General features: G+C 59.7%; 22 protein-coding genes. 9 read left to right on the forward strand and 13 right to left on the reverse strand.

Annotation, left to right across the window (positions count from 1 at the left end; translation table 11 throughout):
• Nucleotides 1-223 precede the first annotated feature (223 nt).
• Nucleotides 224-526 carry a hypothetical protein gene (locus tag AAF739_09850; GenBank protein ID MEM6382966.1) on the forward strand — a complete coding sequence of 101 codons (303 nt, stop codon included), beginning with the start codon at nt 224-226 and terminating at the stop codon, nt 524-526.
• Nucleotides 523-2,028, forward strand: coding sequence for a methyl-accepting chemotaxis protein (locus AAF739_09855; protein MEM6382967.1), 1,506 nt, complete (start codon nt 523-525; stop codon nt 2,026-2,028). The genes AAF739_09850 and AAF739_09855 overlap by 4 nt, the downstream gene beginning before the upstream one ends.
• Before the next feature lie 229 nt (nt 2,029-2,257).
• Here the strand turns inward: AAF739_09855 and AAF739_09860 are convergent, their stop codons facing one another.
• Nucleotides 2,258-2,653 (reverse strand): hypothetical protein, encoded by a 396-nt coding sequence (locus AAF739_09860; protein ID MEM6382968.1) that lies wholly within the window; start codon nt 2,651-2,653, stop codon nt 2,258-2,260.
• Between the two features lie 106 nt (nt 2,654-2,759).
• On the opposite strand from AAF739_09860, the gene AAF739_09865 reads away from it, so the two are divergent.
• Complete coding sequence (locus tag AAF739_09865) at nt 2,760-3,389, forward strand: TetR/AcrR family transcriptional regulator C-terminal domain-containing protein (GenBank protein MEM6382969.1); 630 nt, start codon at nt 2,760-2,762, stop codon at nt 3,387-3,389.
• A 36-nt stretch (nt 3,390-3,425) separates the two neighbouring features.
• Entirely contained in the window at nt 3,426-3,713 is a 288-nt protein-coding gene (locus AAF739_09870) for a GIY-YIG nuclease family protein (protein MEM6382970.1), read from the forward strand.
• Between the two features lie 199 nt (nt 3,714-3,912).
• On the opposite strand, the gene AAF739_09875 is transcribed toward AAF739_09870, so the two are convergent.
• From AAF739_09875 to dapF, 5 genes are read right to left on the reverse strand one after another with little or no spacing between them, the layout of a single operon-like run.
• Nucleotides 3,913-4,368 (reverse strand): hypothetical protein, encoded by a 456-nt coding sequence (locus AAF739_09875; protein MEM6382971.1) that lies wholly within the window; start codon nt 4,366-4,368, stop codon nt 3,913-3,915.
• A gap of 38 nt (nt 4,369-4,406) precedes the next feature.
• Nucleotides 4,407-5,027 (reverse strand): septation protein A, encoded by a 621-nt coding sequence (locus AAF739_09880; GenBank protein ID MEM6382972.1) that lies wholly within the window; start codon nt 5,025-5,027, stop codon nt 4,407-4,409.
• 50 nt (nt 5,028-5,077) lie between these two features.
• Nucleotides 5,078-6,130, reverse strand: coding sequence for a signal recognition particle-docking protein FtsY (gene ftsY, locus AAF739_09885; protein MEM6382973.1), 1,053 nt, complete (start codon nt 6,128-6,130; stop codon nt 5,078-5,080).
• The gene (mtaB, locus tag AAF739_09890; protein ID MEM6382974.1) at nt 6,127-7,452 is read right to left on the reverse strand and encodes a tRNA (N(6)-L-threonylcarbamoyladenosine(37)-C(2))-methylthiotransferase MtaB; all 1,326 of its coding nucleotides are present in this window, start codon (nt 7,450-7,452) and stop codon (nt 6,127-6,129) included. Before mtaB ends, ftsY begins: the two co-directional genes overlap by 4 nt.
• On the reverse strand, nt 7,449-8,333 hold the full coding sequence (gene dapF / locus AAF739_09895) for a diaminopimelate epimerase (GenBank protein MEM6382975.1): 885 nt from the start codon (nt 8,331-8,333) through the stop codon (nt 7,449-7,451). The genes mtaB and dapF overlap by 4 nt, the downstream gene beginning before the upstream one ends.
• 308 nt (nt 8,334-8,641) lie before the next feature.
• On the opposite strand from dapF, the gene AAF739_09900 reads away from it, so the two are divergent.
• Entirely contained in the window at nt 8,642-8,854 is a 213-nt protein-coding gene (locus AAF739_09900; protein MEM6382976.1) for a cold-shock protein, read from the forward strand.
• 125 nt (nt 8,855-8,979) lie between these two features.
• The gene (locus tag AAF739_09905) at nt 8,980-10,089 is read left to right on the forward strand and encodes a PAS domain-containing sensor histidine kinase (GenBank protein MEM6382977.1); all 1,110 of its coding nucleotides are present in this window, start codon (nt 8,980-8,982) and stop codon (nt 10,087-10,089) included.
• Here AAF739_09905 and AAF739_09910 read toward each other — a convergent pair.
• The 7 genes from AAF739_09910 to AAF739_09940 form a co-directional block, all read right to left on the reverse strand.
• On the reverse strand, nt 10,079-10,489 hold the full coding sequence (locus tag AAF739_09910; protein ID MEM6382978.1) for a hypothetical protein: 411 nt from the start codon (nt 10,487-10,489) through the stop codon (nt 10,079-10,081). The two genes, AAF739_09905 and AAF739_09910, sit on opposite strands and share 11 nt — an antisense overlap.
• 76 nt (nt 10,490-10,565) lie before the next feature.
• Entirely contained in the window at nt 10,566-10,988 is a 423-nt protein-coding gene (locus AAF739_09915; GenBank protein ID MEM6382979.1) for a response regulator, read from the reverse strand.
• Nucleotides 10,989-11,133: 145 nt separating this feature from the next.
• A complete protein-coding gene (locus AAF739_09920) occupies nt 11,134-12,408 on the reverse strand; it encodes a DUF6596 domain-containing protein (protein MEM6382980.1) in 1,275 nt (424 codons plus the stop codon).
• 33 nt (nt 12,409-12,441) lie between these two features.
• Complete coding sequence (locus tag AAF739_09925; protein ID MEM6382981.1) at nt 12,442-12,807, reverse strand: YciI family protein; 366 nt, start codon at nt 12,805-12,807, stop codon at nt 12,442-12,444.
• A gap of 72 nt (nt 12,808-12,879) precedes the next feature.
• The gene (locus AAF739_09930; protein ID MEM6382982.1) at nt 12,880-13,404 is read right to left on the reverse strand and encodes an SRPBCC family protein; all 525 of its coding nucleotides are present in this window, start codon (nt 13,402-13,404) and stop codon (nt 12,880-12,882) included.
• Between the two features lie 320 nt (nt 13,405-13,724).
• Nucleotides 13,725-14,153, reverse strand: coding sequence for a peptidoglycan-binding protein LysM (lysM, locus tag AAF739_09935; GenBank protein MEM6382983.1), 429 nt, complete (start codon nt 14,151-14,153; stop codon nt 13,725-13,727).
• Nucleotides 14,154-14,269: 116 nt separating this feature from the next.
• Nucleotides 14,270-15,493 (reverse strand): FAD-dependent oxidoreductase, encoded by a 1,224-nt coding sequence (locus AAF739_09940; GenBank protein MEM6382984.1) that lies wholly within the window; start codon nt 15,491-15,493, stop codon nt 14,270-14,272.
• A 200-nt stretch (nt 15,494-15,693) separates the two neighbouring features.
• Between AAF739_09940 and ffh the strand changes: the two genes are divergently transcribed.
• Genes ffh through AAF739_09955 form a run of 3 tightly spaced genes read left to right on the forward strand, consistent with a single transcriptional unit; the run spans nt 15,694 to nt 18,322 of the window.
• Nucleotides 15,694-17,259 (forward strand): signal recognition particle protein, encoded by a 1,566-nt coding sequence (gene ffh / locus AAF739_09945; protein MEM6382985.1) that lies wholly within the window; start codon nt 15,694-15,696, stop codon nt 17,257-17,259.
• Nucleotides 17,256-17,792, forward strand: a complete 537-nt coding sequence (locus tag AAF739_09950) for a GNAT family N-acetyltransferase (protein ID MEM6382986.1) — start codon at nt 17,256-17,258, stop codon at nt 17,790-17,792. Before ffh ends, AAF739_09950 begins: the two co-directional genes overlap by 4 nt.
• Nucleotides 17,789-18,322: a GNAT family N-acetyltransferase gene (locus tag AAF739_09955; protein ID MEM6382987.1), complete on the forward strand. Its 534-nt coding sequence runs from the start codon at nt 17,789-17,791 to the stop codon at nt 18,320-18,322. The genes AAF739_09950 and AAF739_09955 overlap by 4 nt, the downstream gene beginning before the upstream one ends.
• Nucleotides 18,323-18,344: the final 22 nt, after the last annotated feature.

Consider the following 18,344-nt stretch of genomic DNA (forward strand, 5'->3'; position numbering starts at 1 on the left):
CGCGTGCGGGGGCTTGTTTGCCCCATCCCGGCAGCCCCAATCGCAATGGCCAGTTTGTTTCCAATTGGTATTACGCGCCGTCGGACCGCGGTCGTGATTTGCGCTTTCAAAGTAACCGTAACGTTATGTGCGAGCATCTGTTCGAAAGGAGATAACCATTACAATATTTAACCAAAACGCAATCATACTATTCAATATTGAGCCGCCTTAATTGAGGGGTACCATGTCTGTCCCAGTGGCTCTTTCGGCGGCGTTGGCGCTTGCAGGTGTTGGCGCCGTTGCAGCAGCGCCCAAACCGGGCCAACCGGTCATGGCGCTTTTCCCGCCGGCGACTGCACAGTCGCAGGTGCTCAGCAGTATGGCTGCGTCCGGCGGGCACCTGATCTCAACCACAAACGTATCCTGGGCCGTTCTGACCCAGGCCGATGACCCGGCCTTTGCCGAGCGCCTTCGGCAGCACGGCGCTCTGCTTACGATCGACCCCAGGGTGGCGGCCTGGTGCTTTGGAGGAGCCTACTCGTTATGATTTCTCGTGTGATGGCCTCAACGGCACACAACTCTTTGCATCTCAGTACGCTGCGCCAGAAATCGTTGCGTGGTCTTCTGATCTTTCTTTGGGTAAACGCGGCGATGGTTATCGGTGCGAGCGCGCTGCAGGGCACCGTGAACGTCCTGCTGGTGGCGGTCTTGGCCGTTAGCTTGGCTGCGGTGCCACTGGGCGCGCAGGTGATGAAAAGTGATTACAAGACCATCGCGATCTCCGTCGGGATTAGCTTTGCCGGTCTCATCGCGCTTCTCGTCTACGGCATGTCCTGGTCTGGCGAGGGCAAAGCGCTGCAGATCGACATGCACATGTATTTCTTTGCCGGTCTGGCCATTGTCGCTGTCCTCATAGACTGGCGACCGCTTCTGGCCTTCACGCTGATTGTCGCCGTGCATCATGTTGGCCTGACCGTCCTGCTGCCCGGCGCAGTCTTCCCCGATGGAGCGAGTATCCTGCGTGTTGTCATCCATGCGGTGATTTTGGTTCTTCAATGCGCGGCCCTCATTGGGCTGACTGTCATTGTTGCTGAGGCAATCAAGTCGGTGGAAGCGCAGAAGGCCGAAGCTCTGTCTGCCAGCGAAGACGCGCGCCGGGCTAATGATGAACGGCATGCCGCGAACGCAAAGCAGACTGAGCAGGCGGAGCAGGTGGCGCAGATCATCAAGGCGTTCCAGTCGGATGTGAACGAGAAGCTGCGCCGTGTCGCAAGCAACACAACCGATATGCAGGACGTCTCAACGGCCCTTGCACAGAGCGCCGAGAACGCCAACGTTCAAGCGAACATGACCGCCGACGCGGCCAAACGCACCTCCGATGCGGTCACCACGGTCGCGTCCGCCTCCGAGGAGATGTCCGCATCGGTTGGCGAAATTGCTGGCCGGATCGAGGAGACATCTGCCGACATTACCGAAGCATCCGAGCGGGCACGATCGACCAACGAGAAGGTTGCCATTTTGGCAAGCGCGGCAGAGAAAATCGGCACCGTTGTTCAGCTCATCCAGGATATTGCGGAGCAGACCAACCTGCTTGCCCTCAACGCGACCATCGAGGCCGCAAGGGCCGGCGAAGCGGGCAAAGGCTTCGCGGTTGTTGCGTCCGAGGTCAAAGGACTGGCGAGCCAAACCGCGAAGGCCACCGAAGAAATCTCCGCCCAGATCAACGCGATCCAATCATCGACCGGTGATGCGGTCAGCTCAATTGAGGTGATCACCAGTTCCATGTCAGAGGTTCGCGGGAAGATGGAAAGCATCGCCGAGACCATGGCGCAGCAGGGCCAGGCCACCTCAGAGATCAGCCATAGCGTTGCCCAGGCAGCTGATGGAACGGGTACCGCGGTTGAGAGCATTGACGTGCTGCACGGTGCAACGAACGAGACTTTGCAGTCGGCCACCAGGGTTGGCGAGGCAGCCTCGAGCGTCCGGGACGAAACCGAGCAGCTCGAAGTGCTTATCTCCTCGTTCCTGAAGAAGGTCGCCGCTGCGTAACACTGCTCGGGCCGGGCTGTTTCTTGGGGCTGTTCGGATGGCCGCCTCCCTAAACAGTGTCTGCGGCGTGCAGACTGCGGCGGTGCCGTCTTTACGGTCGGGCCCCAGCGGACCTGCCAAGAAGGTCAGGCCTTCCGGTCAGAATGATGAGCCCTCAGATTGCGGTGAAGGCTCGTCGGAACCCCCAGCGCCCAACCCTTTCACGCGCATGCAAGCGTTTGTCTGAGTATCAGACCGCCTGTTGCGTTTGCTGTGCCCTGGCGTTCGCTCGCAACGACAGGCCGACAAGAACGAGCAGGGTGACCGCCGCAATCTGCCCAGCAACCACCGCCGGCCAGATCTCGCCGATGGCCGGGTCGAAGTATTTTTGCGGCCCATAGGACAGCAGCGCGCAAAAAGCTGCCACCACGCTCAGCGACCGGCCGGTGCGGGTCGTGTCCGGTCCGCAAATGAGCGCCGCGACTGCGATCGCCAGCGAGGTGCCGAGAAACGGTCCCATCGCAAACAGTGGTATCGCGCGGGGAGGGTGGGGCTGAAGACCAGCTAGGAGAAACATCAGCATGGTCAGTTGCAGGATGATGAGGACGCCAAGCGCGGCATTGGCGGCGTTGTTTGAGGTTTGCATTTTAGGTCCTTCTCATAAACGTACAAAACTATACGCTTGACGAACATGTACAGAACTTTACGGTTCTCTGCAAGATTTTTTCGAACACGCCTTTTAGAGGTGCACCATGTCAGAGGCGGACGACGCCGTTCGGTCAGCGCGCAGCCGCAAGGAGGCAAGACGCGAGGCTATTGAACAGGCGGCCTACAAGGTTCTTGTTCGCGACGGCTACAAAGCCGCGTCCCTTCTGGCCATTGCCAAGGAAGGTCAGGCGTCCAACGAAACGCTCTATCGGTGGTACGGCAGCAAGCAGGCCCTTTTTGCGTCTCTGGTGGAGGGAAACGCCGAAGACGCTCGTGCATTGCTGGACCGCGCCTTTGACGAGGGAGACGATCCGGCGGAGACCCTCACAGCCCTCGGGCCGGTGCTTCTCAAGGTCGTCACGAGCGAGCGTGCGGTCGCGCTCAACCGGGCGGCGGCAGGCGACGTCTATGATAGCGGAAAGATGGGCGAAGCGCTTGGAAAGGGTGGTCGCGCCGCCATCGTGCCGCGCATCGCCAAGCTGATCGCGCGGCTCGCTGACAAGGGGGTGATGCGGGTCGACGATCCCGAGGAGGCCGCCGATGTGTATGTCGCGCTTTTAATCGGCGACCTGCAGATCCGATTGGTGACCGGCGCCTTGGCTGGCGTGACCGAAGACGACCTTTCGCGGCGAAGCGCGCGCGCCCTCGCGCTGTTGCACAGGCTTTATGGGTAGGGCCTATCCCTATTGTGTCACTGCTACAGTGTTCGCATGTCGGGAACGGTCTACATCATGGCCTCGAAGCCCTTCGGCACGCTGTATATCGGCGTGACCAACGACATCCGTCGCCGCGCCTTCGAGCACCGGGAAGGCTTGGTCGAGGGGTTCACGCGGATATACGACTGCACGCTGCTGGTTTGGTACGAGCAACACGCCACGATTGAAGCTGCCATCCAGCGGGAGAAGTCGCTGAAGCGTTATCCACGCCAGTGGAAGCTGAATTTGATCGGCGAGATGAACCCCGATTGGACCGATCTATATGAGACGCTGAACCAGTGAATGGACCCTCGCCACAAGGGCGAGGGTGACGGACTGAGGGTTGATCATTGTTCCGGGCTTCGGCCGCGACACCGAGCGTCACCCTAGGCCTTGTGCCTGGGGTCTATGGGAGCGCGGCGCATTCCCGGTGTTTGCAGACAGCGCATGGATCGTCGGGCTAGCGCCGGCAGTGTCCCATCTCATCGTGGCGGCGCTGGGATTAAGCAGTCACCTCTGGTACAAATATCGTGAGGACGGCAATGGCCGCACACACCCCAGAACCGATACCAAAAAGCAGGGACAACCAGTGAGTTACGGAAATCCAACGATTTGACTCGGGTCGGACGTAGTATTGAATCCCAATCGCTAGGTTTGGACTAGAGCATTTGTCATACATGCTAGCTATCAAACCCCAGTTTGCCCACGCAGAAAGGCCGCTTAACAACACCCCTGCAAACATTCCGACCACTAACCAGCCATCTGCCGAACTGTTAAGATCATCCCGAATTGCGAAAGTGATGGCGGCGTTCACGGCAAACAAGGTTGCGATGGTCCACTTTCCATAATCGATTGCGGCTTGGTGTGCTTGACGACGCATCTCCAAGTTATCTTCTCGGAAGGCCTTGCCAATCGAGCGTTTCTGCTCATCGCTTAGGTGGCTATACGGATCATCCATTTTTCTCTCGTGTATGTGCAGATCGCCTAGCTCCTCTTCTAGCTAGCTGTCTCCTCCTCCCCATATTTCTGCATCACGCCGATCTGGGCCATGGCGAAGACGAACGTGATCGGCATGACGCCCCAGACCTTGAAGGCGACCCAGAAATCGGTGGTCTGCGTGCGCCAGACGACCTCGTTGAGGACGGCGAGGAAGACGAAGAAGACGCCCCAGCGCAGCGTCAGAATACGCCATCCTTCGGGGTTCAGTTTGAAGGCGTCGTCGAACACGTAACTGAGCAGCGACAGCTTGAAGATCCACAGCCCACCCAGAAGCGTCACCGCGAACAGCATGTTGACGATGGTCGGCTTCATCTTGATGAACAGATCATTGTTGAGCCAAAGGGTCAGTGCGCCGAAGAACAGGACCATCACGCCTGAAACCAGCGGCATCATGGGCAGTTTGCCCAAAAGAATGCGCGAGAGGATAAGCGAGATGGTAATCGCCACCATGAAAACCGCGGTGGCGAGGAAGATCGGTTCGCCAAAGCCAGCGAGCGCGGGGTAGCTGTCCATCAGCGATTGCCCGCGCGCGTTGACGAAGAAGAAGATCACCAGCGGACCCAGCTCAAGCGCCAGTTTCGCCAGCGGATTGACCTGCGTTTTGTCGGCGGTTTCCACTGCCTCCTCAACCTGTTCGGTTGGCTCGGCTTTTCCGGTCGTTTCGTCTGTCACGCGGGCTCCGCTTGCTCGGTCGTATCATCAAGCCCGGCGATGGCGCGGGCAAAGCTGTCCGGGTCGAAGGCTTCGAGATCGTCAACCGCCTCCCCGACTCCGATCAGGTGCACGGGGATTTGGTGCTTCTTGGCGATGGAGACAAGGATGCCGCCTTTTGCCGTCCCGTCGAGCTTGGTCATGACGAGACCGGTGACGCCAGCGGTCTTGCTGAAGACTTCAACCTGCTGCAGCGCGTTCTGGCCCGTCGTTGCGTCGAGCGTCAGGATGACGTCGTGGGGGGCGTCGGGGGCCAGCTTCTTGATGACGCGCACGACTTTTTCCAACTCCGCCATCAGTTCCGCGCGGTTCTGCAGCCTGCCCGCCGTATCGATCAAAAGAACGTCGACATCCTCGTGCCGCGCTCGCTCTAGCGCCTCATAGGCAAGACTGGCGGCGTCCGAGCCTTGCGGCTTGGTGACGACCGGCGCGCCGGTGCGCTCCCCCCAGATTGCCAGTTGCTCGATTGCGGCCGCGCGGAACGTGTCGCCGGCGGCGAGCATCGGCTTCATACCCAGCGCGGTGATCTTGGAGGCAAGCTTGCCGATCGTTGTGGTTTTACCCGCGCCGTTGACGCCGACCATCAGGATGACGTGCGGCTTGCGGGCGGGCGCGACCTTGAGGGGGACGGCGACCGGCTCCAGCACCTTGGCGACCTCGGATGCGAGCACGGTCTTGATCTCGTCTTCAGAGACTTCCTTCCCGAAGCGCTCATCCTCGAGCCGTGTGGTGATGGCGACCGCCGTGTCGACGCCCAGATCCGCCTGGATCAGCACGTCTTCAAGGTCTTCGAGCGCCTCGGCGTCCAGCTTGCGCTTGGTGACGACGGATACGACGCTGTCGGTCAGGGAGGACGCCGACTTCTTGAGGCCGGAGGTCAGGCGCGAAAACCAGCCTTTCTTTTCCGGTTCGGGCGCCGCTTCGGGCTGCTTCTCGGGGATAATCGAGACGAAGTGCAGATCGTCGGTCACAGAGAGGTTGGTTTGGGGTGCGCCTGGCTGATCGCTCATGCTGCGCGCGCGTCCTCGTTCGCACGTTCGCCGGTCAGGCGCTGGCCCTCGTGTCCGGTGATCGTCACATCGACGATCGCGCCGCTCGCCGGGCCATTGCCGGAGACGGGGAAGGCGACCTCGGTGTAGGCCGGAATGCGCCCGCGGGCGATGCCGTCGGCCACGCGCTCGACGAGGACCGGTTGGGTCGTACCATGCTGCGCCTCGAGGTGCGTTCGCAAAGCTAAGCGGCCCTTGGCGCGCAGGCGTTCGGCGCGTTGTTTGACGGTCGTGCGATCAAGCTGCGGCATGCGCGCGGCGGGCGTTCCCTCGCGCGGTGAAAACGGGAAGACGTGCAGGAAGGTCAGCCCGCAGGCGTCGACAAGGGCGAGCGTGTTGTCGAACATTGCCTCGGTTTCGGTGGGGAAGCCGGCGATGATGTCGGCCCCGAAGACGAGGTCCGGCCTCGCGGCGCGCAGATCGGTGCAGAAGCGGATCGCATCCTCGCGCAAATGGCGGCGCTTCATCCGCTTGAGGATCATGTTGTCGCCGTTCTGCAAACTCAGATGCAGGTGGGGCATGAGACGCTGCTCGGATGTGATGGCCTCGATGAGCGCGGGGTCGGCCTCGATGGAATCGATCGACGACAGCCGCAGCCTTTCAAGGTCCGGCACGTGCCTGAGGATCTGCTGCACAAGGTCGCCGAGCTTCGGCGCGCCGGGCAGGTCCGGGCCGTAGCTCGTCAGATCGACGCCCGTCAGAACCACTTCGCTATGCCCATCGCCGACCAGACGCTTGATCTGTTTGACGGCGAAGCCCATCGGCACCGAGCGGGCGTTGCCGCGTCCGTAAGGAATGATGCAGAAGGTGCAGCGATGGTCGCAGCCGTTTTGCACTTCGACGAACGCGCGGGTGCGTTCGGCATAGGCACCGATCATTTGAGGCGCGTTCTGTTTTACGCGCATGATGTCGGTCACATGAACTTTTGTCGCGACAACTTCGCCGTTTGTCGCGACAGAACCGGCCTTTGTCGCGACAAAACCCGCCCATATGGACGGGCTTGATTTTGCTTCGTTTCCGAGCACCAGGTCAACTTCATCCATCGCGCCGAACGTCCCCGGCTCGACCTGTGCGGCGCAACCCGTCACGACGAGCTTGGCGTTGGGGTTCGACCTGCGCGCCTTGCGGATGGTCTGTCGCGCCTGCCGGACCGCTTCGCTGGTCACCGCGCAGGTGTTGACGATGATCGTATCGCGGTGACCTGCCGCCTGCGCGGCCTGGCGCATCTGTTCGGATTCGACCGTGTTGAGGCGGCAGCCCAGCGTGATGACGTCAACGCTCATGCAGCCACTCCGCCGAGCATCTGCTCGGTCAAAACCACATCGCGCTCGTGCTCGACCGGTCCCGTCATAAGCACATGATCATTGCCGTCCCACGTGATGTGGAGTGTGCCGCCGGGCTGGTGGACGCTCACGCTTCGCCCCGTCCGCCGAAGACGCGCCGCGCAAACCGCCGCGGCGCAGGCGGCGGACCCGCAGGCAAGGGTCAGCCCGGCACCGCGTTCCCAGGTGCGCATGATGACCGTTTGCTCATCCATGACCTGAACGATGGAGATGTTGCAGCGCTCGGGAAAAAGCGGGTGGTACTCGAGGATGGGTCCGATCTTATCAAGCGCAATCGTGTTGACGTCATCGACCCAGAACACTGCATGGGGATTGCCCATACTCACCACCGCCGGAGACGACAGCACCGGCTCGCCCACTGGCCCGACGTGCAGCTCGATGAAGCGCGTATCCTGGAACGGCTCAGACAACGGGATCTCCTGCCAGCCGAACTTTGGCGGACCCATGTCCACTGTATAGGAAAGGGGTTCGACACCTGGCACGATCGACAACAGCCCACCGGCGGTCTCGACAAGCCGGTGCTGTTTTGCGCCTTTGACCTGGTCAAGGTGCCAGCCCACGCAGCGGGTTCCGTTACCGCAGGCCTGAGCTGGCGAACCGTCGGTATTGAAGATGGCCACATAGGCGTCGGTGTCTGGCGTGCGTGGCGGCTCGATGACCATCAGCTGGTCAAAGGTTGTCGCCGCATTGTGCGCCAACGCCCGCGCGTCCGCTTCGCTCACCCGAAGGTCCGTGGACAACAGATCGAGAACGCTGATGCGGTTTCCCGCTCCGTTCATGACCCGGACGGTGTGCCCGGCCAAAGGGGAGGCTGTCTTCATCATCAGATTTGTGTGTCAGGTTCGCCGCCCTTCGAGGGCCTCGCAATGCTCGCCTTATGCCGCAAGCGGTATCGATTGCAAAGATGTTGAGGCTTACGCAGCAAAAACAAGAGGCAAGCAAATCATGTACCTTGTGCAGCGCACACCTTGCCAGTTTTCTACTTTCTGCTATCTTTTGAGTACGTGCGGCGGCATTTTTTAATGAGCCTACCCCTGCCAGGTGCAGTCGGAACGCCAAAAGATCGCCGGTGTTAGACACGCGGCTCCGTGCACGTCGGACCGCGATATGCCACGGCAGGAGACGTTTCATGGCAACAGGTACAGTTAAGTGGTTTGATGCCACGAAAGGTTTCGGGTTCATCGTACCCGATGAAGGCGGTAAGGATGTGTTCGTGCACATTTCTGCCGTCGAGCGCGCGGGTCTGCAGACGCTCAAGGACAACCAGAAAATCTCCTACGAGCTTGAAGAAGGCCGTAACGGTCGCATGGCGGCCGCTCAGCTGGAATTACGCGACGAGTAAGCTTTCTCATCCGCGTTTAGCGAGACAAGCCGGGCCAACGCCCGGCTTTTTTGTTGCTTTGCCGGCTTGTGACGCGCACGTTGACCCAGCGATTCGTACACCGATCCATTCGCTGGGAGCCTTGCATGCCCGACCGGCGTCTTGCTGACCTTTGCAGACTTTCCGATCTGGCGGATGTCGCGATCTTTGTCCTGAAAGTTGGCGAAGGGGAGGAGCTTACGTTCCTCAAACTGAACAGGTGCCACGAGCAGACTACCGGCATGCGCAGTGAGGACATCGCGGGTAAAACCCCGTCGGAGATCCTGCCCAAGCGGATGGCGGAGAATGTCACCGCAAAGTATCTCACATGCGTTCGCTCAAAGCAGATGTTCCAATATGAGGAAGTGCTGGAGCTACCAAAAGGTGAGATCTGGTGGCAGACGAGCCTGTCGCCAATCCTGTTCGAAGATGGCCGAGTGATCGGTATTCTGGGTGTTGCGATTGATATTACCGATCGCAAGACCATGGAAATTGCAAACGCTGCGCTGATCGCCGATCTACGGGATGTCAACGAAAAGACCACCACCTACGCATCGATGGTTGCGCATGATGTTCGTGGACCCTTGCGGAAGATCAAAATGATCGCCGAGATGGCGCTTGACCCAAACACGGCGCGAAGTGACGGGCAGGGCGGCCTGGTGTTGAACGCGTCCCAAGTCCAGTTGCTGGGCTTGCTAAATGACATCTCCGAGAAAGCGCTGGAACATGTCGATACGATGCTGAGCTATGCCCATTCGTTAAACAATGTCGAAAACATTGCCGAAGAGCGCATTGAGATCGGCCTTTTGATTACCGACATCGTCACGCTGCTTGATGCGGATGGGACGCTGGATATCAGCTTTCCATCAGGGCAACTGATTGCTGAGAAGCTGGTTCTGCAACTTGCGTTGCGGAACCTGATCGCCAACGCCATCCACCATGGGCGCCCGCCATGCGCGGTGAACATTCGGCCCTCCGAGGGGACGCCGGGACATCTGGAATTTCGGGTGAGCGACTCTGGGGAGGGCTTTCTAGACCCGTCCGTACTCTATGAACCGGAAAAGTCGCGGGCAATTACACCAACATCTGGCTTTGGATTGGCGGGAGTTCGCAAGACAGTCGAACTTCGCGGTGGCCGATTGTGGATCGAGCAATCCAGCCGTTTGAGCGGAACAGAGTTGGTCTTTACTGTTCCCGGTAAGCTACTTAGCGATTAGTCGGTAGTACACTGTCTGCGCGACAAGCGGTGTTGAGAACACCGTTGCGTATTTGCGATGCAAGCTCGGATTTATCGATAACCCATTCATCGCCTGGCAGGTTGCCTGGTTCAAGTTCTGGAACCGAGGTGTCCGCCGAGACGACAATGGTCGTGCCCTGGAAGTCCGTTCCACGCTTTATGACTTCGTAGGGTTCCAGGAAGCTGCGAAACGGCGGCATCTTGTTGTCAATGATCAGCGCATCGTATGTGCCGCTGTTCAAGGCGCGCAGCGCTTCTTCAAGTGTCAGGCAAGGTGTCAGCGTGTAGCTGTTCTCATCATCGAGCTGAAGATAGCTATCGAGCAACCGGTGATCAATTTCACAGTCATCGAGATACACAATACGGATCGGTTTCGACATGACCGATGCTCCGTCGTCGCAGGGTGATTGATGTGGGGGGAACTGGGGAAATCGGGGGGAGAAATTCAACCTTAATTCAATTCTGGATCTTGTCTGACCGGCTAGAATACGCCGACCTGATATCATTCGCCAAAGCCCGATAACCATCGAGAGATGAGGGCTTCACGTGGTAAGCGCTCGCGCCCAGCTTCATGGCGCGATCACGATCAACAACATACGCGGAACTGGACAACATCATTACGGGTGGAGCCGAACGGCCACCTAGCGCGATAAGCACATCAAATCCGCTCATCATCGGCATCTGTATATCGAGCAAAGCGAGAACAGGTGTGCGTTCATCAATCGTCTGAACCGCCTGCCGAGGGTCGCTTACCTCGATGACTTCAACCGTTTCGTCGATCTCCTTGAGGCTTCGTATGAGAACATGCCGGTCCATCGGATCGTCATCGATGACAACAATGCAGGGTCCTAACGCGCCGTCGCCATCCTGTTCTGTCATCTGTCCAAACTTCCACACGGAACCTTTGCAGATAACGCGAAACTGGAGGGTGAGTTACTCCTAATTGATATAGACAATAACCCTTACTTTGCCCAGCCAATCAACCGGTTTTTCGATGCCCGGGAGTGAAACCGCCCGCTTGTCGTTACGTCGGCTTACATTTTTTTGCTTTTCGAGTGAGGTACGCGCGCGTCGCTGGGTCCCGCGTCAGGGCGATTGCCCCTTCAAAAGCGGCCAAGGTAGCCGAATCACTTGCCCCTTGTGACAACAGGTGAGCCCGGGTCGCCCATGCTGGCTGAAACGTCAGCAAGGCATCTTGATCAAGTCGATCGAGAGCGTTCAGGCCTGCTTGTGGACCGAAGGCTTCCCCAACCGCTGCTGCATGGGCGACGGCAGCTCCCAAGGTCGGAACCTGCGAAAGCAAACCCTGGTACAGTTGTACGATGGCGGGCCAGTCTGTCTCGCCGGTGCGTTTGCGATCCGCATGCACACATTGAATGGCCGCCTCAAGTTGAAACCGGCCAATCTGCCCAAAAGCGCTGGCTCTGTTCAGTAACGCGTGCCCGCGGGCTAAGGCCAAGCGATCCCAGCCTGCGCAGTCCTGTACGCTTATGGGCACCAGCTCGCCGTCGACACTAACCCTGACGGCGCTGCGCGAGCGGATGAACCAAAGCAGCGATGCAAGCCCTAGCGCTTCGGCATGGTCGGGCATGCATTCCACCAGAAGGTCGGAAAGGAAAAGTGCCTCATCACAAAGATCACGTGCGTTTTCGGTGTCGGGGTTGTCCGACAGGAGCCATTGGCTTGCGTAAGCACCGTAGATTGCCTCCAGAACGTATTCGAGCCGCTCGTCGAGTGCATCCCGACCCGGAACCTCAAAAGGGATGCCGGCTTGCTTGATCTTTCTCTTGGCCCGCACCAGACGCTGCGCCATGGTCGAGGTCGGTACAGCGAAGGCAGCTGCAATGTCCGCGGCCTCAACTCCCAGGACCGTTTGGAGCATCAGCGGGGTCCGTACCGTTTCATCGATTGCCGGGTGTGCACACACAAACATCAGTTTGAGACGTTCATCGGGAAGGCTGTCCGTGGTCAGCGTTTGCATTGTCTTTGCGATGGCCGCATCGGAGCGGCGCTCCATGTCTTCAAGCGTATCACCGGCCAATGACGTTTTGTGTGCACTTGAACGAAGCCGGTCGTTTTCGCGGTTATGTGCCACCGTCAGAAGCCAGCCTTCTGGGTTGGACGGGATGCCGTCTTCGGGCCAGCGAACCAAGGCCCTTGAGAACGCATCGGCGATTGCGTCCTCGGCGGCTGCAATGTCGCCGGTTCTCTTGGCAAGGACGGCGACCAGGCGGCCATAAGCGGTGCGTGCCACCTGGTCGACGGTGTTGAACGGGGCGGCGGTCGGCGGAAGGTTCAAGGCCGTCATCCGCCGGCCACAGCTGCTCGGGGTTTAGGCGCCGTTTCGTCCCTCTGGCATGGCAGACGGCCGTACTTCGATGATGCCGTAATGCACCGATGGGCATTTCTCAGCCCATTCAAGGGCCGCATCGAGATCGGCAACATCAATGACAAAGAAGCCCCCTAGCTGCTCTTTGGTCTCAGCATACGGCCCATCTTGCACTCGCTTTTCGCCGCCTTTCAAGGTGATGGTCGTGGCCGTGGGGGAGGGCTGCAGCCAATCGGTCTCGACGAGAACACCGGCCTGTTTGAGAGCGCCGATGTAGGCGCCGAACGCTTGCATGGACTGCTGCATATCGTCTTCGCTTGCGTCGGCGAAGTCGGCTTCGTTGTTGTAGAGAAAAAACGTGTACCGCATGGGTCTGATCCTTAATCGTAGAAGTGTTGAGCAGCGCGGGCGAGAGTGCCCGGCCGTTGTCTGGCGTGGTGATCAGGCCGGCTCGGCGACCACGTTTGCGAGGTTGGATAAGCCACGCTCGTAGATCGGGCCCAACATGCCATCCATGAACAGCCCAAACACCCGTCCGATCGGATTGAGGCCGAACTCACTTTCAACGGACCAGACAATCTGTGTCCCGTCTGCGTGGGCGTTTAGTGTGAAGGTCTGCACGGGCTGGCCCATGGCACCAAGGTCGATCAGCATTTCAACTTCGGTGTTCTCCTCAAGGCGCGTGATCGTCTGCGTGCCTTCCCCTTCTTTACCCTTGAACGCGAAGGCCGCACCAATTCCGGCCTCTGGACCCATCGGCGTGATTGCGAGATTGGGATCGGTGTCTCGGTAAGGGTTGAAGGTCTGGAAGCCTTGCGTGCTTGCCAGCAGCGCATAGATGTCCGAGGGGTCTGCGTCGACGATTGCCGTGCGCTCGACGGTTTTGCTGCTTGGCAGTGCAAAAGGTGCGATGGCTGCAAGGGCGATAAGGCTGGCCGCGATGGCTGCGATGGTCGTGAAGGTCATGGCTTTTACTCCTAGCTGTGTTTGGCCTGAGGGGCCTTTTCGATCGTGAAAGCGTGTGTTGGTTCCCCCGCGCTTTCACAGCCATGACGAATGAGGCAGCTGCCAATCGACAGGTCCCTGAACTTTTTTTGTTGTGTCGGAGATTTTTTTCCGAAGACCGTCTTGGGGCGTGTTTCTTGGGGCGTGTTTCTTGGGGCGTGTTGATGACCAAGCAAACCCAGCACGCTGGCCCTTATCTGTTGTTCAAGCGTACGTGCGAAAAACCCGGCCAGCAGGCTGACCGGGTCTAAGAGCTTGACTTGGAAGATTGGCGTTGGGGCCTAGGCAAGCTTCGGAAGGCGCAGAACCTGGCCAGGATAGATCTTGTCCGGGTCGGAGAGCATCGGCTTGTTGGCTTCAAAAATGGCGGTGTATTTGGAGCCATCCCCATAAGCCTTGGTCGCCACCGCCCAAAGAGTGTCGCCCTTCTCGACCGTGTGATATTCGGCCTCGTCGCCGCCGTCACCAGCCTCGATGCTGTCATCAACAGCTGCGATACCCTCAACGTTTCCTGCGGCAAGCACAATTTTCTCGCGCAGTTCCTGTGTGGGCGCCGATCCGCCGATCTTGACCGTGTCGCCGTCGACTTCGACGGTCACGTCACCCTCCAGCCCAAGTTCCGCGACCTCTTTCTCGATCGCCTCTGCGGGGTTGTCGCCGCCGCCGAACAGCCGCTTGCCAGCGTCTTTTACGAATGAAATGAGTCCCATGTCGGGTTTCCTTTGTTCCCCTGTTTTCCCCTGATGGCGGATTGCGCCATTCCGCGTCCGCTCAGCCGACGCCTATAGAGCGCCAGCGTCGCAATGAGAACCTCCTTCATGTGCGGTTAGTCTGGATAAGTCCTGCTGAGCACATCCGCCGCCCGCCCGACCAGCGTCTCGTCATCGAGCTCTGCGAGCGCCAGAGCCGCCGATGCGGCATTGAATGCCATGAGGATCGGCTCTCCCAAGTAGGGCATGAGGTTGAGCCACTGGTTGAACTGGCCCCGCGGCAGGCCCGTATCCGGTGTCAAAATCCAGGTGGTGTCCGCATCCCAAAAGGCCTCATCGAACCGCAGATAGAGCTTGTCGAGCGTGCCCATTCCCATGCGCTGGATGGCCTGCTGTTTGTTCGCCGGCAGCGGTGGATCGAACGCCAGTTTGCCGGCCTTGAGCACACCCAGGGGTACGGTGACGAGGACAGCGTCCAACAAGACTGTAGTCGAGCCATAGCGCAGGACTGCCCCGCCCTGGTCGAGGACGACCCCGTCGATCTCCGTGCCGAGTGTGACTTCATAGTCGCCCGCTAGCGTCTGAAGGATCGTCTCGTAGCCGGACGGAAACATGAGGTCATCTCCCTCATAATCATCCTGCTGTTCATAGGCCTGCCAATCGACCAGCGCATAGTCCGCGCCCGTTGATGCTTCCCACGACGCGACCGTTTCCAGCCAACCCGGTGTCGATAGCCAGCCCAGGCGTCGCCCGCCATCGCCCCGGACGATGTAGTCTTCGTCTGTGACCAAGGTGTCGGCGTCCGCCTTTGCAGCCAGCCCAACCAGCGGATTGCCTTCATCGCCGTGTATCCAGCTACCGCCGAGATCAAGTGGGACGCCGAGCGTATTATCGGTCCATATGCGGCCCCCGGTCCGATCGCGCGCTTCGAAGACGCGGACGTCGAGCCCCGCTTTGGAAAGCGCATGGGCCGCAGACAGACCGCTTATGCCTGCACCAATAACGCCCACCGATCGGTGGCTGTCACGCGTGATCGCAGCCGCTGCATTAAGGCCCGACTCATACGCGGCGTGGACCGTCCCCTCGTAAGGCGGATGGGCAGCCTCGCCCGCGAAGTAAATGCGGTTGCCGACCGGTGCGTTGAGGATTGTGCGGTCGGCTGGTGGCGAACCGTTGGCGATGTAGGAGTATGAACCGAGAGAGTAGGGATCGCGGCTCCAATTTGTGCGCAGGTAGCCGCTGGGCCGATGGGCGGCACCTGCAGCAGCGGAGCGGGAAGCAGGTAGAAAACGGGCGAGCAGGGCGCTTGCCCCGGAGGCGAGAAGCGCACGGCGTTGCATGGCATGCAGCTAGTGGTTTCACCTTGACTTCGCAACAGCATGCCCGCATAGACCGCGAATTCTTGCTGATGCACGTTTTTGCATGAGCCGACCGGTGCGCTTACATCTCAAGCGATGCCGGAGGTGAACTCCCGCCAGCGCGATGCGCCCGCGGGAGCTTTATGCTTTGGCGATTATCTGCAAGCCAACGGGAACCGATCATGTTCGATAGTCTTTCAGACCGCCTTTCCGGTATCTTCGACAGCCTCACCAAACGAGGGAGCCTGTCCGAGAAAGATGTCAACGAGGCATTGCGCGAGGTGCGCCGGGCGCTTCTGGAAGCCGATGTCGCGCTTGAGGTGGTGCGCGGCTTTGTAGATCAGGTTCGCGCAAGGGCTGTCGGGTCGGAAGTCCTGAAGTCGGTCTCTCCAGGGCAGCAGGTCATCAAGATCGTCCATGACGAGCTTGTTGCCGTGCTGGGATCGGATGCCGAAGTCATCGACCTGCAAGCGGTTCCGCCGGTGCCGATCCTGATGGTCGGCTTGCAGGGTTCGGGAAAGACGACCACCACCGCGAAACTTGCCAAGCGCTTGGTCGAGCGTGAGAAGAAGAAGGTCCTTATGGCCTCGCTCGACACGCGCCGTCCCGCTGCGATGGAGCAGCTGCGCGTGCTCGGTGAGCAACTTGAGGTACCGACGCTTCCCATCGTCGAGGGTCAGAGCGCCGTCCAGATCGCCAAGCGTGCGATGGATGCGGCGCGCCTGGGTGGCCACGACGTGGTGCTGTTGGATACCGCAGGTCGGACGACCGTCGACGAAGCCTTGATGGCGGAAACGGCTGACATCCAGTCCGTGGCGCAGCCGCACGAGGTGCTGCTGGTTGTCGATGCGCTCACCGGTCAGGACGCGGTCAACACGGCGCGTGCCTTCGATCAACGCCTCAATGTGACGGGTATTGTTCTGACCCGCGTCGATGGTGATGGTCGCGGTGGTGCGGCGCTGGCCATGCGGGCTGTGACGGGCAAACCGATCAAACTTATCGGGACCGGTGAGAAGACCGACGCGCTGGAAGAGTTTCATCCCGAGCGGATTGCAGGGCGCATTCTGGGACAGGGCGACATCGTCTCGCTGGTCGAGAAAGCGGCCCAGCAGATCGATCAGGACAAAGCGGCCAAGATGGCCAAGCGGATGCAGAAGGGTGCATTCGATCTGAATGATCTCGCCGAACAGATGCAGCAGATGCAGAAGCTCGGTGGCATGGGTGGGCTGATGGGCCTGATGCCCGGCATCGGCAAGATGAAAAAGCAGATTGACGAGTCTGGCATCGACGACAAGACGATCACGCGCCAGATCGCGATCATCCAATCCATGACGCCGAAGGAACGCGCCAAGCCAGATCTTCTGAAAGCGAGCCGAAAGAAACGCATAGCTGCGGGTTCCGGTATGGCAGTGGCCGACGTGAACAAACTGCTGAAGATGCATCGCCAGATGGCCGACATGATGAAGGCTATGGGCAAGAAAAAGGGTGGGATGCTTTCGGGCCTGTTCGGCGGCGGAGCGCCGAGCCCAGAAGAGATCGCAGCTGCGCAACAAGCGGCCGGTGGCGCTGGTCAAATGCCCAATCTTGATCCCGATGCGCTTTCCAAGATGGCGCAAGGCGGCGGTATGCCGGGCCTACCGGGTCTTGGCGCTCCGGGCGCTTTGCCTGGTCTGGGTGGGGGCGGAATGCCGGGCCTTCCGGGGCTCACCGGCCCTGTTCGTGGCGGCAAATCAAAGCGGCGCAAATGACCGAAGCCGTTCCAATACTTGAGACGACGCGCCTTCGCTTGCGCGGTTGGCAGCTGGATGATTTCGAGCCGCTTGCGGACTTTCTCGCCGACGACGATGCCAACCGCTATCGCGGCGGCGAAGTCGACCGTTCGCGCGCGTGGGAGTTGTTCGAAGGCTTCGCCGGCGGGTGGATGCTGCGCGGCTACGGCATTTTTGCCGTTGAAGACATCGAGACCGACGAGCTGGCCGGTTGGGCCGGGCTCTGGCATCCGCATAATCTGGATGAGCCAGAGCTGTGTTGGTCGGTCTTTCCTGAATTTGCGGGTAAGGGCTACGCGCCTGAAGCTGCAGGTGCTGCACTGGTCTGGTGGACGCAGATGGAAGGTCAGGACGCACCGTTTTCCTTTATGCATCCCGACAACAAAGCGTCACAGAGGGTTGCGGAAAAGCTTGGCGCACACCGTGAAGAGGATTGCCTGTTCCGCGGTCGGCCTTCGCTGCTCTATCGGCATAAGGTACCCGATGAAGCGCACTGGGAGCGGAAATCGTGACCGAGTATCGCTTCACTGTGCCCACGCTTGAGACATCGCGGCTGCTGTTGCGCGATTGGCGTGAGGATGACCTTGATGGTCTCACTGAGATTTGTGCTGACGAGAACCACACCCGCTACATTGGTGGGGCAATGCCCCGCTACGATGTCTGGCGTATGATTTGTCAGCGCATCGGCCAATGGGCGATCCGCGGCTACGCGATGTTTGCGCTGGAAGAGAAGGAAACCGGCGCGTTCGCTGGATATTGCGGACCGCATTTTCCTTTCGGTTGGCCCGAGCCGGAAATCGGATGGACGCTGCATCCTGCCCATCAAGGAAAAGGCTACGCTACCGAAGCTGCACGTGCATCTCTTAAGTTTGCTTATGAGGTTCTGGGTTGGGAAACCGCCATGAGCCTCATCGACAAGGACAACTTGGCGTCACGCGGTGTCGCCCAACGGCTTGGTGCGACGTACGAGTCAACCCAAGAGGTCACAAGTTTCACCGCCGATCTCTATCGGCACCTCCCCCCATCACAGTTTCTTCAATAGCTCAAACCAAAGGAATTCATCC

It is taken from the genome of Pseudomonadota bacterium (genome assembly GCA_039024915.1).
In the GTDB taxonomy this organism is placed as follows: domain Bacteria; phylum Pseudomonadota; class Alphaproteobacteria; order Rhizobiales; family MH13; genus MH13.